At 68.8% G+C, this 14,895-nt stretch carries 9 protein-coding genes and 1 pseudogene; 3 read left to right on the forward strand and 7 right to left on the reverse strand.

Annotated elements, in window-relative coordinates; all coding sequences use genetic code 11:
• Positions 1-31 precede the first annotated feature (31 nt).
• On the reverse strand, positions 32-835 hold the full coding sequence (locus BMY07_RS26190; protein ID WP_092784218.1) for a hypothetical protein: 804 nt from the start codon (positions 833-835) through the stop codon (positions 32-34).
• A 161-nt stretch (positions 836-996) separates the two neighbouring features.
• Here BMY07_RS26190 and BMY07_RS36265 point away from each other — a divergent pair.
• The 3 genes and pseudogenes from BMY07_RS36265 to BMY07_RS26200 all read left to right on the forward strand — a co-directional run.
• A pseudogene (locus BMY07_RS36265) lies at positions 997-1,317 on the forward strand (effector-associated constant component EACC1); the annotation flags it as partial.
• Between the two features lie 403 nt (positions 1,318-1,720).
• The gene (locus tag BMY07_RS35960) at positions 1,721-2,995 is read left to right on the forward strand and encodes a GAF domain-containing protein (protein ID WP_092784221.1); all 1,275 of its coding nucleotides are present in this window, start codon (positions 1,721-1,723) and stop codon (positions 2,993-2,995) included.
• 318 nt (positions 2,996-3,313) lie between these two features.
• On the forward strand, positions 3,314-4,186 hold the full coding sequence (locus BMY07_RS26200) for a macro domain-containing protein (protein ID WP_143073642.1): 873 nt from the start codon (positions 3,314-3,316) through the stop codon (positions 4,184-4,186).
• A gap of 1 nt (position 4,187) precedes the next feature.
• On the opposite strand, the gene BMY07_RS35015 is transcribed toward BMY07_RS26200, so the two are convergent.
• The 6 genes from BMY07_RS35015 to BMY07_RS26230 all read right to left on the reverse strand — a co-directional run bounded on the left by BMY07_RS35015 (position 4,188) and on the right by BMY07_RS26230 (position 14,856).
• Positions 4,188-5,387 carry a TIR domain-containing protein gene (locus BMY07_RS35015; RefSeq protein ID WP_218150771.1) on the reverse strand — a complete coding sequence of 400 codons (1,200 nt, stop codon included), beginning with the start codon at positions 5,385-5,387 and terminating at the stop codon, positions 4,188-4,190.
• Positions 5,384-6,970, reverse strand: a complete 1,587-nt coding sequence (locus BMY07_RS26210; protein ID WP_143073643.1) for a hypothetical protein — start codon at positions 6,968-6,970, stop codon at positions 5,384-5,386. Before BMY07_RS26210 ends, BMY07_RS35015 begins: the two co-directional genes overlap by 4 nt.
• Before the next feature lie 283 nt (positions 6,971-7,253).
• A complete protein-coding gene (locus tag BMY07_RS26215; RefSeq protein WP_143073644.1) occupies positions 7,254-12,374 on the reverse strand; it encodes an NACHT domain-containing protein in 5,121 nt (1,706 codons plus the stop codon).
• A 303-nt stretch (positions 12,375-12,677) separates the two neighbouring features.
• Positions 12,678-12,839: a hypothetical protein gene (locus BMY07_RS34550; RefSeq protein ID WP_177215776.1), complete on the reverse strand. Its 162-nt coding sequence runs from the start codon at positions 12,837-12,839 to the stop codon at positions 12,678-12,680.
• A gap of 303 nt (positions 12,840-13,142) precedes the next feature.
• Complete coding sequence (locus tag BMY07_RS26225) at positions 13,143-13,772, reverse strand: chymotrypsin family serine protease (RefSeq protein ID WP_092784236.1); 630 nt, start codon at positions 13,770-13,772, stop codon at positions 13,143-13,145.
• A gap of 142 nt (positions 13,773-13,914) precedes the next feature.
• On the reverse strand, positions 13,915-14,856 hold the full coding sequence (locus BMY07_RS26230) for an alpha/beta fold hydrolase (protein ID WP_092784239.1): 942 nt from the start codon (positions 14,854-14,856) through the stop codon (positions 13,915-13,917).
• Between the last annotated feature and the right edge of the window lie 39 nt (positions 14,857-14,895).

Consider the following 14,895-nt stretch of genomic DNA (forward strand, 5'->3'; position numbering starts at 1 on the left):
ACCACGTCCGGATGAGCGGGCGCCGGGCCCGTCACGTCTGGGACCTGGTCCACAGTTTGATGTCGACGACCACGTTGTCCGTTGCGGCGCCGCCCACGGTGTTGGCCTCGTTGACGCGGATCCAGGCGAGGTTCTTCTCCGAGGTGAGGAAGCAGTACTTCTGGCCGGCGAGGGCGATCGCGTATGAGGAGCCCGCGGTTTGGTCCTTGAGGAGTTTGCGGCAGTCGGTGTAGGCGTCCTTGTCGGGGCCGCTGTCGCTGAAGAGGTCGCCGCCGTTGGCGTAGAGGGTGGAGGTGCTGCGGCCGAAGTAGAGGTCGATCGCGCCGCTGGGGCCGGTGGCGTCGGTGACCTTGCGGGGGCCGCTGTCGAGGTTGACGCCCTGTTCGAGGGTGAGCCGGATCTGCCCGCTGTAGAAGGGTTCCGGCGTGCTCGCTGCGTCCGGCGCCGGGGTGTCGACGGTGGTAGACGTGCCGCCCGCGAGGTCGCTGGGAGGGGTGCTGGAGGTCGGGGGCGGCTGTGTGGAGGTCACGGGCGCGGTGACGTTGGCCGCCGCCTGCTCGGGTGCGATGTAGTGGCTGGCGCTCAATGCCAGGGCGCCGCAGCCGACCGCGATGACGGCCACCGGCGCGATGATCGACGTGCCCAGCGGCCTGCCCCGCAGCTGCACCAGGCGGACGACGCCCAGCAGCGTCCCGACCGCCCCGCCGATGATGCCGCCGAGCCAGCCGACGCTGTAGAGCAGGCTGATCCCGGCGAGATCGGCGAACGACCCGACACCCGCCGTCCACCTCCCCAGCGGCTCGGGGGGCGGGGCCTGCTGCTGGACCTGGTTCACGTCCACTTCCTCCGTCGCGCATCGCGTCACGACCCCGACTCGCGCACCAGGGTAGCGACGGGTGATCACCGGCCGCGCACCGGGACCGTACGTCGTATCACCGCGGGGCCCGGGTGACTCGGCCCGGTCGCGGAGATGAACGACGAGGTCCCACTTCCCCGATGCCGCGCGGCGGATCCGTGGATAGTGGGTGCCTGCCGGGAGTCCGTCGCGCGACCTTCTCTGGAGAGAACTTGGACACCATCGAGTTCAGGTTCGAGGCAGGGCAGGGCGCCGACGGACCGCACGACGATCTGCGAACCCTCTCCCTGCACCTGGCCGACGACGACAAGCTCCGCAAGCACGGCAGAACGCTCCTGCAGCACGAACCGGTGCGGCAGGGCGAGTTGGGCACGGCGGAGGTCGTGCTGGCCGCGGTGTCGGCGGTCGTGGGTGTCGGCCAACTGGCCGTCGCCGTGCGGGCCTGGCGCGACGAGCTCAACCGGCCCACGAGCATCCAACCCGTTGTCCCCGACCGCGAGATGACTCGCGCGTCAACCCCCGTCCTAACTCGACGCTTGCCCTTGTGGGCAGCCCAAGTTGCCCGAATGTCCCCAGTGGAGCCAAGCCCAGTACACGCTCCAAGGGCATCGCCGAGCTCGACTTCCTGCTCGACAACGCCACCGCCGCCGGACTGTCCACAGCAGACCTACAAGCCGAGTCCGGGGTCAAGCGTGGCCCGACCGGCGTCCTGGACGGTCACCCACCCGCTGCCGCGTCCACCCTGCTCAACCAACCCCGGCGAGGAAGTGGCCGGAGTTTTGGCGGCGCCGCGCCAGGGCAATCCCGCCGGGTGGGGTCTCCGGTACTACGGTGACACCCAACGGACGAGGAACGGACCACACCATGACGGCGTCACCAGGCCAGCACCCGGAGCCCGGGCAGGCGGAGGAGGACCTGCGGGCGCTGTTCGGGCAGTCCATCGCCGTGTTCGCCTCGCTGGTGGGTCCGGCGCACGTGGTGGAGTCCGCGAGCCCGGCGTTCCTGGCCGCCATCGGTGGGCGCCGCACCGGGGTCCCGCTCGTCGAGTTGGTGCCCGAACTGGCTGGTCAGGGCTTCATCGATTTGCTCGACCAGGCGTACCGCAGCGGCGAGTCGCACACCGGCCGCGACGTGCGGATCGTACTCGAGACCGGCCCGCACGCGCGGGAGGCGTTCTTCGACCTCACCTCCGAGCCGCGCCGCGACGCCGGGGGTGCCGTCACCGGGATCCAGGTGATCGGCGTCGAGACCACCCAGGTCAAGCACGCCCAGCGGCTGATGACCGAGCACCGCGCCCTGCTGGAGCAGATCGCCCGGCAGGCGCCGCTGACCGAGGTGCTCGACGGGATGGCGCGCTGCATCGAGAACCTGACGCCGCAGGAGGTGCTCGTCTCCGTCCTGCTCGCCGACCCGGACGGGCAGCACCTGCGGCACGGGGCCGCGCCCAGCCTGCCGGACTTCTACAACGCGGCCATCGACGGGATCGCCACCGGTGACGGCGTCGGCTCGTGCGGTACGGCCGCGCACCGCCGGGAACCGGTGATCGTCACCGACATCGCCACCGACCCGTTCTGGGCCGACTTCCGGGACCTGGCCGACCGCGCCGGGCTGGCCGCGTGCTGGTCCACGCCGATCCTCGCCCGCGACGGGGGCCTGCTGGGCACCTTCGCCATGTACCACCGCGCCCCGCGCGTCCCGCAGGACTTCGACCTCGCCCTCGCCAGGGTCTTCGCGGGCACCGCCGCCCTGGCCATCGAACGCCACCACGGCGAACAGGCCCGCCGCGACGCCGAGACCCGCGCCGAGGCCGCCCGCGCCGAACTGGCCAAGGCGGTCCACACCGAACGGGAACTGCGCGCCGAGGCCGAGCAGCGCGCCACCGCCGCCGCCGAACTCACCGCCCGCATGCACGCGGCCGCGGCCACCCAGGCCGCCGTCCCCCACCCCGAACACTGCCGCCTCGGCGGCGCCGACGGCTGCACCGCCCCAGCCGAACTCAAGGTAGCCGACCCCTGGGGCGACTCCGCCTGGGGCTGCACCACCCACGCCGAGGAAGCCATCGTCCACGTCCGCTCAGCTTTCATAGCCAGCGAAGACCTCGGCGGCCTAGCCGCCTACATCAACCGCCGCCCCGCCTGATCCCAGACACCGGCCGAGTCCCGGAACCAGCCATGCTCCCAGCGCCACCGACCTCCACCGCGTCCTGCCCGTAACCAGTCGTGGTGGAAGCACCGGGCAGACACACGAGGAGCCGACCAGCATTTCGGTTCCGGTCAGCGGATGTCGTGCTCTGCGCCAGGTAGGTGCTGTCACCCTGGAACCACGGGTGACAACGGGAGGGCGCACATGGTCAACACAGGACCGCAGGCAACTCATCCCAGCCGGGGCACGGCTACCAACACCGTGACCTCGTCCAGCGCGAACGCGGTGGTTCAAGCAAGCGTGATCATCGGAGGGGTGCGGCTGACCCCCACCTCGGGGGCCTGCCGCACGTACGGCACGGCGCGGTCGGTGACCACAGGGCTTCGCGCACTGAACCTGCCGCTCGTGCTGGTCGGTCTCACCGTGGCCGTGTCCACGTTCCTGAGTGGCTTGTGGCAGGCGTGGTGGATCACAGCGGTGGGCATCGCCTTGGTAGCGGCGGTGTTCGCCTCTGCGCGGCGCACCGGGCAGGGGGAGGTGGGCAGGCAGTTCCACACGCCGTCCATCCGCATCCGGGTCGTCGTCGGCGACCTGCTCGAGCAGCCGTGCCAGATCGCGGTGGGGTTCTCCGACACCTTCGACACCGACACGACCGGCAACCAGGTCATCAACGCCACAAGCCTGCAAGGCCAGTTCCTCGACCGCCGCTACGCAGGAAACCGGCACCGGCTGGACGACGACCTCGCCGCGGCCTTGGCGGCCACCGCGGTCGACCGCACCGAACAGAGGTCGGACAAGGTGTTGGGGAAGCTGGCACGCTATCCCCTGGGCACCGTTGCGGTGTTGGGGAGCGGTGGTTCCCGGGTCTACTGCCTGGCCTACACCACCATGAGCAACACCCTGGTCGCGAGGTCGACGCTGGACTCCCTGTGGACGGCCCTGGGCCTGCTGTGGGACGCCGTCGCGGAGTCCGGGCAGCTCGCCCCGCTGGCGGTGCCGTTGATCGGCGCTGATCTGGCCAGGGTGGACGTGCTCGACCGGCAGCACCTGCTCCAGCTGATCGCGATCTCCTTCCTGGCCAGGTCCAGGCGGAGCCGCTTCTGCCGGGAACTGGTGCTCGTGGTGCACCCCAAGGACGCGGCGGAGGTGGACATGGCAGTGATCGCGGCCTTCTTGCACGGGTTGTGAGCTACTGGCCGGGCTCGCGGCCGTAGGCCGCCAACCCGGTGAACCGGTTCGTGCGCCGCCAGTGCGACCCCCGGTCGTCGACGGCGCACCCGGCGAGCTTGAGCCGTTCCACCAGCTTGCCGATGCCGATCTCCGGACTGCTGCCGTCGAACCGGATCACGTTCAGGCCGTCGAGGTCCGCGATGCGGCGCCTGCGGCCGAACTCCACGATGACAGTGCGCTCCCGGTACGCGCTCAGCGCCATGCCCAACTCGATGAGCACGTTCGGGCGCGGTTGCAGGACCAGCCCTGTCTCGTCCACGGTGTCGTACTGGTGGCGCAGGTCCGGATGCAGCGTGACGACGTCATCCGGGGTCAGCAAGACCACCACGGCCTGCGCGCTACCCGGTGACAGCCCCTTGGCCACCACGTCGCCCAGGTACGGGCTGGCGCTACCGGTCGCCGAGACCAGGGGTTCCCACTCCTGGGGCTCCAGGTTCAGGGAGCGGAGGAAGTCGAACATCAGGTCCTCGACCTCCCCGTCCCTGCCGTGCACGACAAAGATCTTGCGCTCCAGGACCACCTGTCCTCCGCTCTCCCCTGCCACCACTTGCTCGACCATGCTGTCCATCAGTGGTCTGTCGAACACCAGCCGCAATCCCCGTCCGCCACCGGCGCGGATGGAGATCCCCTCGGCCGCCCACTCGGCGACCCCCGCCCGGTGCAGCCGTTCGACGATGTCGGACAGCTCGCGCAACCCCAGCTCGGCCCGGATGTCGGCGGGCAGCGCCTGACGCAGCTCGGCGAGCGAACGCGGACCGCGTTCCACTCGGCTCAGATGCGCGTAGACGACAACATCGCCCGCCTCCAGCTCCACCGACCGGACGGCGAAGAGCAGGGCGGCAACCGCGCTCAGCACCGCGGTGGGAATCCCGGCGACGCCCCACATGGCCAGAGCGGCGGTGGAGATGGCACCCGCGACCACTGCCTTGGCCACCGCGGGTGCCAGCTCGACGCGCCAGGTGCCCGTGCGCATCTGGTAGGCGGAGGCAGGCCCCGAGCACCGGTCGACCAGGACCCGCACCACGCGGTTGAGGTCCCGTCGGGGCAGCGGGAACACCTCGGCGAGGCTGTCGACGAATCGCGAGGTGAGGGCGAACGAGCCACTGGTGGGGGCGGCGCGGACCTCGCCGAGGATCGTGCTCAGCTCCGACGTGCTCATTCCACCCCGTCCTGGTCCAGCACGTGCCACGCCCCCAGCACGTGGCTGAGGACGTGGTTGAGCGCGACGCCGTGTCCGCGCACGAGCTCCGGGTCGATGGCCAGGCGGTCCCCGTGCAGCCCGCGCAGGCGGTCGATGAGCAACGTGCTGCCGATCTGCGCACCGACGTGCACGAACCGCATGCCTGGAAACCTGTCGATCCCGATCACCAGCACCTGCAGGTCCAGGTCCTCGATCCCGTCCAGCGGAACGAGGCACATGCTCACCGCGGCCCCTTGCCGCAACCAGTCCTCCACGTGCCAGGCGATCGGCAAGTCCATCAACACGAACACCGGCGCCACCGTGCGCAGCAGCGCGAGGCACTCCGGATCGCGCAGTGTCAGGTGGGTGGTCAGCACCAGCAGGCTCGCCTCGCCCAGCAGCCGCTGGGCTTCTCGCGGCGAGGCACCCGCGGGCAGCGATCCGAAGAGCAGGGTCTCCTCCCCGCCGAACCTGATGGGTGTCATCAACGCGGCCAGGAGCTCGGGCAGTCGGGTTCCCGGTGCGAAGTCGAACTGCTTGTCCGCCACCCGCCTGCTCAGCCACACCCCGCAAACGTGCACCGAGTCGTTCAACCCCTTGTTGTGGAACAGTTTCAGCACGCCCAGCGTCACATCCGGTTCGACGGACGCGGCGGGCAGTCGTTCGCGCAGCCGCAGCCGCTGGCGGTCGTAGTCCAGTGCGTCATCGAGCACCGGCCTGCGCTCGACCACGATGTTCAGCCGCCCGGCCAACTCCTCGTCCACCGCCCCGACGGCGTCGCGCAGTGCCTCGGCGAAGCCGACCTGCTCACCCTTGCCGATCGTCGGCGAACCCGCGGCATCGAGGGTGTTCGTGACGAACGCGTAGCACCGCCACAGCACCTCTTCCTGCACGGCGACAGCGGAATCGGCGGGATCATCCGCGAACTCCTCCCCCAGCGACGTCAGCAGCCCGAGCCAGGCCTCGCGGTCATGGTGCCGCTCGAACGCCGTCAACCTCCAGTCCGGTGTCCAGGACTCGACGATGGAGTCGCAGTCGACCCGGCCGAACCCCTGTTCGACGACCTCGATCACACCGCGAGGTGCCATCACCGCCCGCAACACAGCCGCCCTGGCGGTGGCGCCAACGTGCCGCCGTACCTCCCGACCGCCCTCGCCCGCGGCCACAAGGGCGTGCGCCCGGTCGAGGTGGCCGAGATACTCCGCGTTGCCTGCGAGCAACTCCCGCGCCCGCGCTTCCCCGACGAGCTCGGTGGAAAGCGCCGTGGCGAACGTCTCGTGGACCTGCGTGGACTCCTGCACCAGATCGATGAACAACTCGGAGAGCCCGTTGACTCGAAACCCCCGGCGCGCCAACGAGGCGGCGAGCGCGGTTACCAGCCCGTACGGCGAGGTGACCTGGAGTTCGTGGTGCAACCCCTCGTGGAACTCGACCATCTGCTGCTCATCGGAACCCCGCAGACCGGGCAGCACGACCGACCAGGAACTCGACCCGTCGTACCCGCCGAGCAGGGTCTCGACCAACCCGTCCCGCGAACACCGAAGTACCGGCTCATCGGTCAACCTCGATAACCCCTTGCCCGGTCACGAACCCAAGCCCAGTGCGATCGCTGCCATCATGGCACAAGCTGCCTTCCCCGCGGGCGCGGGCGGGCGGAGCTGCATTGCAGGCATTCGCTTGTCCCGCCGACCTTTCCCGAACCCGGCTCCAGACGTCGCGCGCTCCCGGCAGAGCCAACCGGTGGAGGAGTCAGGGACAACGACGATTCACAGGATCGGCTTCGGTCTTGTTCTGCAGCACGAGGCGAGTGAGCAGCCAGCCGAGGCCCGGTCGGGCCCGCCTCTTTCAACTCGCGGACGTGCGAGCAGTGTTCCGACTGTGGTCACGCAAGTCGCGCAGCAGCGCCCGGGCCTCGGGGCGGCACAGGGGCGTCCACCTCGCCAGGTCTCGGGCGGCGCGGATGCGGATGTGCGTGGGCAGGTCTCCGGTGAAGGCCAGTTCGCGGGCGACCTGGGCGGCGGGAGTGCGGTAGTGGCGGTGCAGCGCGGCCATGGCTTCGGCGCAGTGCAGGCGGATTGTTGGAGACAGCGAGGAGTTCTCGGCCATGAGACGCAACCCGCGCGCGGCTTCACTGGCGGCGAAGCCGCCGATGGCGTTCAGTGCCTTGAAGCAGACCACTGGTTCCGGGTGTTCGGCGAGATCGCGCAGAAGGCGGTGCATCGGGCCGCGCAAGTCAGGACGGTGCAGAGCGAGCGTGTGGGCAGCCGCGACACGGGATAGCACAGGCAGGGTGTGGTCGTCGGTGATCTCCCGCAACGCCGGGGCGGCCCACTCCCGGCCACGTTCGCCGAAGTCCATGAGGTCACGGGCAGCGCGCCAGCGCAGGGCCGCGCGCTGGTCGCGATCGGTGGCGATCGCCTTGAGCACCCTCGCCCCCGCCGCGCGGTCGTCGACGGCGTAGTCGACAAGTTCGGCCGCGGCTTTCCAACGGGCCGCGACGGGGGTTCGCGGGTCATCGCGCAGGATGCGGAGTTGGTCCACGCCGCCGGACCTACAGAGGGTGTTGGCCATCGACAGGCGCGCAATGTGCCCGATCCGAGTGTCCTGAACCAAGGACCACAGGTAGTCGCTGACCTCACTGGGCGGAGAATCGAGCAGGTCGATGACCATCCCGGCGGCTCGAGCGCGCTCCCGCCACGGCTGCTCGGTATTCGCGACAACCTCGTGGGCGTGCGTGGTGATCTCCTTCCACCACTTCTGCCCCAGCCGGGCCTGTTGCACCGGGGCGCCCAATTCGCCGAGGAGTCCAGCGGCTTCCTCGGTGTGCTGCGGGAACCGGCTGGCCAGCGCGACCGCCGCAGCGATCCGGTCCGCCGTGCTCGACTCCGGAGCGCCAAGCACATCTCGGATCACCGCCTCCACCTCAGCAGCCAGCGGCCGATACCGCCAGGCATCACGAGTGGGAAGTCGAATGGCCAACGGAAGTGCGCAGTCTTCGAGCCGCGCGCGTTCGAGGTCAAGGCGAGCGTCTGGGGGTAGGCTAGACATGATCCACCCCAATGCGCGGGCGTCTAATGCAGGATCATTGGCCACGGCCAAGGTTGCGGATCGCACAAACGGGAATTCCCGGCAGCCCAATACGTACAGCTCGTAGATCGCATTGATGCGCTCCGCAGGCCCGTGCGCGACACTCGTCGCGATGCGCTGGAGAAACAACAATGCATCATGACGGCGTTCTGGATCGAGGCGCGCGAGATTCCGGGCGGCCTCGACCCGGTGAGCGCTTGCGTTCGACGCATCGGCCAGCACTGCAAGATGATAAGAGACGCTTTCCGCTATAGTATCCTCGCAGCGGGATGCGAGTTTCAGCATGAGATCCGAGCGGTAGGAAAAGTCGACAAATCGGTCCGCAGCAAGTTCCCGCAATTCCTCTATCGCGTCGTTTGCTTCCGACCCGAACTCGATTACCATCGACGCCGCCTCGCTGCGCACCTCCTGCCGATTCGAGCGATCCAACATCAGCGCGGCGAGACGAGGCCCGCAGTTGACGCCAAGCGTTGCCAACTCCTCAATCCATTGCGTGGTCCAACGGGTCGAGGCCAGTCCGAACGCCACCTCCGCCATGGCAGCAATGCGGTCTGGATCCACCCTGGCCAGCAGGGCAGCCGCCCTCCCGCGGATCATGGCGTCGGCCGACTGGTCGGCCACGAGGTCCAACAAGGCCGTCTTCGGCAACTCCGACGCAGGCAGCAGCGAGCTGAGAGAAGAGAGGATCTGCTGTCGTTCCGAGGTCGTCCGATCAGGCCGCGACGACTCGCCGAGCAACGCCTCGCTGAAGAGTCGGCGGGGTTCTCGACTATCCATGAGGCCTGATCGCCACGCCGATATGTAATCGGCAGGAATCTCGCGGCTACGGAGAAGTGCGATCACGTGCTCCACAGCACGACGCTTGTACTTCGGGACCAGACGGGCCAGATTCGTCAACGCGAACCGGTGGACGTGGGAAAACACGTCTGGCGAGCTCAAGCATGCCTCCAGCATACCTACTGTGGCTTCTGTGAGAAGACCAACGGGAAGCAGGCCGTAAGGCGCATCGGCCGCGCCATGGAGATGGCCGGATAGCCGCAGGTGCGCAGCAACTCCCCGCCCGCAATCGTCGGAATCGGCTCCCAACCGGAACAGAATAATCTGAACTCGGACGCCGACAGAGGCATCACACCGCTCGGCGAGCGTAGACGCGATCCGTCGGACCTCGTCGTGGAACTCAGGGCCCAGCTGGAGCAATGCCTCCGCCGCGTTGCAGCGCATGTCGTCGAGTGCCGACTCGTCCCGCAGGTCCGCTAGTAAACCATCAACGGCCTCCGCCCGATACGGATCACCGAAGGTGCCGAGTTCTGCGAGGGCCTGCTTACGCTCAGACCCCGCTGCCGCCCGACGCAGGTGCTCTGCTGCTTCCGCGCGGAACTCGTGGCTGAGTTCGGCCAGTGACTTGGCCAACCAGTAACGAGGGTTGTCGGTGAGCGCTCGATCAGCCAACGCGGTGCGCAGGAGTTCGGCTGCACGGGTCCTGTGTCGCGGATTCAACTCCGCGAGCAGCTGCACAGTTCTGGCCAGCTCGAACGCTTCCACACCCGGTTCTTGGGCCATGCGCAGCAGGTGAGCGTCGACGGCGGCCCGGGACTGCGGACTCAACCGGGCCAGTGCCTTGGCAGCGTCTCGCCGGTTCGACCAGCTCAGCCTGCGATTGGCGAGCATGGTGTGGAGGACGTCGACCGTTTCGACGGCCTCGGTGTGCCCTAACGACGCAAGGCCTGATGCCGCGTCCTCCAAGGCCGGGTACCCCGGCTCATCGTGCAGGGCCGCTCGGAAGGTCCGGACGCAGCGGTCGCGGTGTTCGCCGATCTCAACCAGGCCGGATGCCAGCTCGACGGTGTCCCAAACGGACATGAGTTCGTCGTCCAGCAGGCTTGCCAGTACCTCGACCGCGTGCGTGCGTCCGGCCGGATTGAGGCTCGCCAAGAGGACAGCCGCCGTGCGCAGGGAGTGGGCTGGGGTACCGCGGTCGGCCAAGACGGTGCGCAAGCCACGTTCGGAGGCAGCCCATTCGGCACTCCCGCACTGGGACAGGGCTTCCGCCGCGGCAAGGCGGTGCAGAACCGGGACCGAAGTGTCGTCGACGTCGGCGCGCAGCCGGGTGAGCGCTTCGGGGGCGTGCTTGCCACGCAACCGGCTGGCAAGAGCCGCCGCCGCTTCGACGCGGGACTGCCAAGGGGCACGCGCGTCGCGCATCAGCTCGGCCAGCCAATCGGCCAGACCCGGGTGGTGCGCGGCGCGACTGGCCCTGGCGAGGATCAGCTGGCCCGGGTACTGGGTGGTCTTGGCCCAGCCGCGCACCTTGTCCAGGAACGCGCTGACCACCACCGCGCCCGCGGGCACGTGCAGGGCCAGCAGGCGGGCCGCGAGCAGGTGCTGGTCCGCGCCGCCCGCGTGCAGGTGGGCGAGCAACTGGTCCGCCTCGGCGGGGCGGAGCCTGGTGTAGTGCAGCAGGACATCGCGAGCACGGCGGCCTCTGTCGAAGTCCTTGGCGCTGTGCAGCAGGGCGGTGAACCCAAGGTGGTCGGGGTCGAACGCGGTGGGCAGCAGGCGTGCCTGAGCGGTGGCGGCGAGATGCTCGGCAAAGCTGTGGTGCAGGAACCGCAGATCGTCGGCGCGACGAGTGAGCGGGCCGGTGGCCATGAGATCAGCGATCACATCCGTCAGCCACTGGTCGGTGTGGTCGGGCACGTGCTCACGCACCCAGGCACGGACGGCGTCGAGCAGTGGTGTGTCGGTTTCCACGCGTGCCAGGCCGAGGTGTTCCAGCAAGGAGGTGCGGTAGGCGTCGAAGCGGCTGGCCTGCTCGCCGCGCAGGTACTTCAGGTAGGTCTCGTACAGCTCGTACCGGTTATCGGGCAGCGGTCGGTCGCCGCGCTGCTCGAAGATGATCGCGGCGATGGTGGCCAGCAGCGGCACCCGGACCGATTCGTCCAGGTGGGCCTGTCGGATCTGGCCGAGGAAGCGGAGTGCGCGGTCGCGGTCGCCGAACCAGTGCTCGGCGAAGCGGGCCAACGCCTCGTCATCGAAGGGCTGCAACTCGTAGCGGGCGGCACGGGCTTGGTGCAGCGGGGCAAGCGCGGTGCCCTCGATCGGGCGGGTGGTGAGCACGACTCGGAGCACCTGGCTGCCCGCGGCCCACCCGGCCAACACCGAGACCAACTGGTCGCGTTCACCGGTGTCGGCGACCTCGTCGAGCCCGTCGACCAAGAGCAGCCAACGACATCCAGCGACACGAGAGGTCAACCGCTCGGGTGACACCGGCCTGCCCAGCAGGGCGCCGTAGTCGGCGTGCGCGCTGTCCGCGAGTGCCTGGGGGAACGGCGTATCCAGCCTGCGGGCCAGTTCACGCGCGGTCAACCGCAGCGGCACCACCGGCTCGGCCAGCGGCGGTTCCGCGCCAGGCTCGCCCAGCCACACGGCTGAGATGTCGGCCGCCAGCCGCAGGGACATGGTCGATTTGCCCTGACCGGGCCCGCCCACCACCAGCAGGTGCGTGTCCGCGTCCAGTGCCACCCGCATCGCCCGGCTCGGTGGCCGTACCACCGCCCGCACCACCGGCTGGACGACCTCGTACCGCGCCGGCTCACCGTCCGGGGACGACACCGGGTGGACCGGCTCGTGCCGCACCTCGTCGAGGCCGGCGCCACCGTCACCAATCCCGAGGTCTTGGCGCACGTACACGGTGGCCAGTGAGGGCTTGCGCGACCCGGGCAATCGGTACGGCAAGTCCTGCGCACCCCGGTACTGCGCCAGCAACAGTGACCGCACCTCAGCCGGGAGCTGAGGCAACTGCTTCCAGTCCTGGGTCACGACTTCCGACTCGACCGCCAGCGGCGCAGCCGCCATGACGAGATTGCCGTGCACGGTCAACGCACCGGTCTGGATCAGCGAGCCGCCGACCGCACTGGCCGCATTCCTTACCCCGCCCCCCGACCGCTCGCCTGACGCAGACACGGCACCCCCGTACTGGTATCCCGGCCGGTCACCCGACTCCGCTGATGGTGGACGCGGCCTGAGCATACTGCGATCGGAGTATGCGGCAGGAGGGGATACGAAGTGGACAAATACTGGACAGAACCAGTCAGAATCCTGTTGTCAAGCCGATAGGTGGTCGCTATCGCCGAAAAGGCCGCCCTGGGTTCCTCGATCGTTCAGCGGTGTCAGCGGATGTTGCTACTGCCCGAACGGGTCGAGGCCGGAAAGGTCAGCGCTGGCGAGTTCGGTGTCGGCCAGGGTGCGGCGGATGGGTTCGGGTCTGGGCTTGACCTTGGGCCGAGCACTTGGAGCTCGACAACTGGCCACCGCGCGCGAGTGGTCCAGGACTGGCCTCGACACGCGGAGCACCGGGCCAAGTCAACGGGGCCGCCCCAGTGCTTGACCACGCCTTGCCTGCTTGACGAGTTCACGACGGAGTAGGAAGGTGCCTGTACGCAGCAGAGTTCGGCTCTTCGAGGACATCAGGTGCGATGAAGTGCTGGCTCGGCGCGGAGTTCTGGGCACCGCTGGCAGAACCGGCTCCCGGTGACGGACATCGCCAGTGCCGCCGCGCTCGCCAACTCGTCGCCAACCGGACCGACTACCATCTCAATTCCCGCGCGACACAAGCGCTGCGCGCAAACGACTTCGCTCAGCGGCGGGTCACCACTCGACGTTGGCGAAGGGGGTGAACCAGCCGACTCGTTTGCCGTCGATGATGGCGAAGCCGCCGTGGAGGCCGTAGCAGGGGGTGCCGTCCTGGAGGGAGGCGAGGACCGGGGCGCCGCTGTCGCCGATTGTGGTGGGGTGGGTGTAGTCGACCACGACGACGTTGCGGGCCAGTTCGCCGGTGGTGCCGTCGCGGACGTCGGCGTTCTTGTGCAGGACCTTGCCGGGGACCGCGCCGCTGGTCGCGCCCTGGAGCACGACGTTCGCGCCGATGTCGGGCAGGCCGGGCTTGTCGAACTTCACCGTGATGGTGGCGTTGTCGTCGACCCACACCCCGCCCACCTTGGCCGGGACCCCGACCGACCCGCTGACCACCGCCAGGTCCGCGCCGTCGGCGAGCAGGTTGGTCTCCACGATGCCCGCGATGAGCGCCAGCTCCGGCTGCCCGACGATGTCGCCCGGGTTGCCGACCGCGTGCCCGGCGGTCACGAACCGGAACAGCGGCCCGTCGGCGCCGATCACCAGCCCCAACGTCGCCCCCGCGAGCCGGTCGGTCCCCCGCCTGCCCTCGACGCGGATCCCGCCGACCAACGGCCGGATCTGCCTGTTCCCCGCTGCGGGCATCTGCTGCCTCCCAAGACCACGACCTCACCGACCCCGGATAGCTACCACCCGCCGCCGCGGCCCACCAGGCACACCGCCAAGACACGCGACAATTCGACTGGTTCGCCCCGGCCCCGTAATGCTCGCCCCGGCCCGCGAGGGGCTACGCAGAATCCAGCCAGGCCAGAATCATCCGGTTGACCTCGTCCGGCTTCTCTTGCTGGATCCAGTGACCGCAATCCAAGCCGGCCACCTCCACATTGGGCACGAACTCCGCCAGGTTCGCAGACCTCGCGATGGTGTCCCGGTCGCCGTAGACCATGAGTGCCTGCTGGTGGATGATGGGGTCAACGTCCGCCAGCAGGTGCCAGTTGCGGTCGAGGTTTCGGTACCAGTTCACACTGCCCGTGAACCCGGTCGACTCGAAGGCGGAGACGAAAACCGCCAGTTCGCTGTCGCTCATCAGGGGATCGCCGAGGGGTGTTCGCGCTCTGGCGAGGTCGATCAACGCCATGCCCGGCTGGGGTTCTCGGGGAGGCTCGTTCTTCCGGAAGAGGTTGCGGAGGAACTGGGGCGTGTTCTCCTCGAACACGGCGTCCGCGACACCGGGCTGCCGGTTGAAGTGGACGAAGTAGAAGTCGTCGCCGAGGACCTCTTCCATGAACTCGATCCAGGGCCTCTCGCCACGCTCGATGTAGGGCAGGCTCAGGTTGACCACCTTGTTCACGCGGTGTGGATGCAGCAAGGTCAGCCCCCACACGACCATCGCGCCCCAATCGTGGCCGACGAAGGTGGCGTCCTCGTATCCGAAATGGTCGAGAAGCGCGACGAGATCGCCCGACAGGTGTGCGATGTCGTAGTCCGTGACCTCGGCCGGACGGGACGAGTTCCCGTAGCCCCGCTGGTTCGGGACGATGACGTGGTAGCCCGCCGCGGCGAGGGCGGGCATTTGGTGGCGCCAGGAAAACGCGTGCTCGGGCCAGCCGTGGCAGAGCACGATGGGCTTTCCCGCGTTGTGTTGGCCTGCTTCGAAGACTTCGAGCTCGACACCGTTGACGGAGATCAGGGTGGGCTCGGGGAAGTCGGTTGGATCGAACTTTGTCATGTCGTCATCCTGACGGGCTAAACCGGTCACCTCATGACC

Origin of the sequence: Actinokineospora terrae (genome assembly GCF_900111175.1) — a bacterium.
GTDB classification, from domain to species: domain Bacteria; phylum Actinomycetota; class Actinomycetes; order Mycobacteriales; family Pseudonocardiaceae; genus Actinokineospora; species Actinokineospora terrae.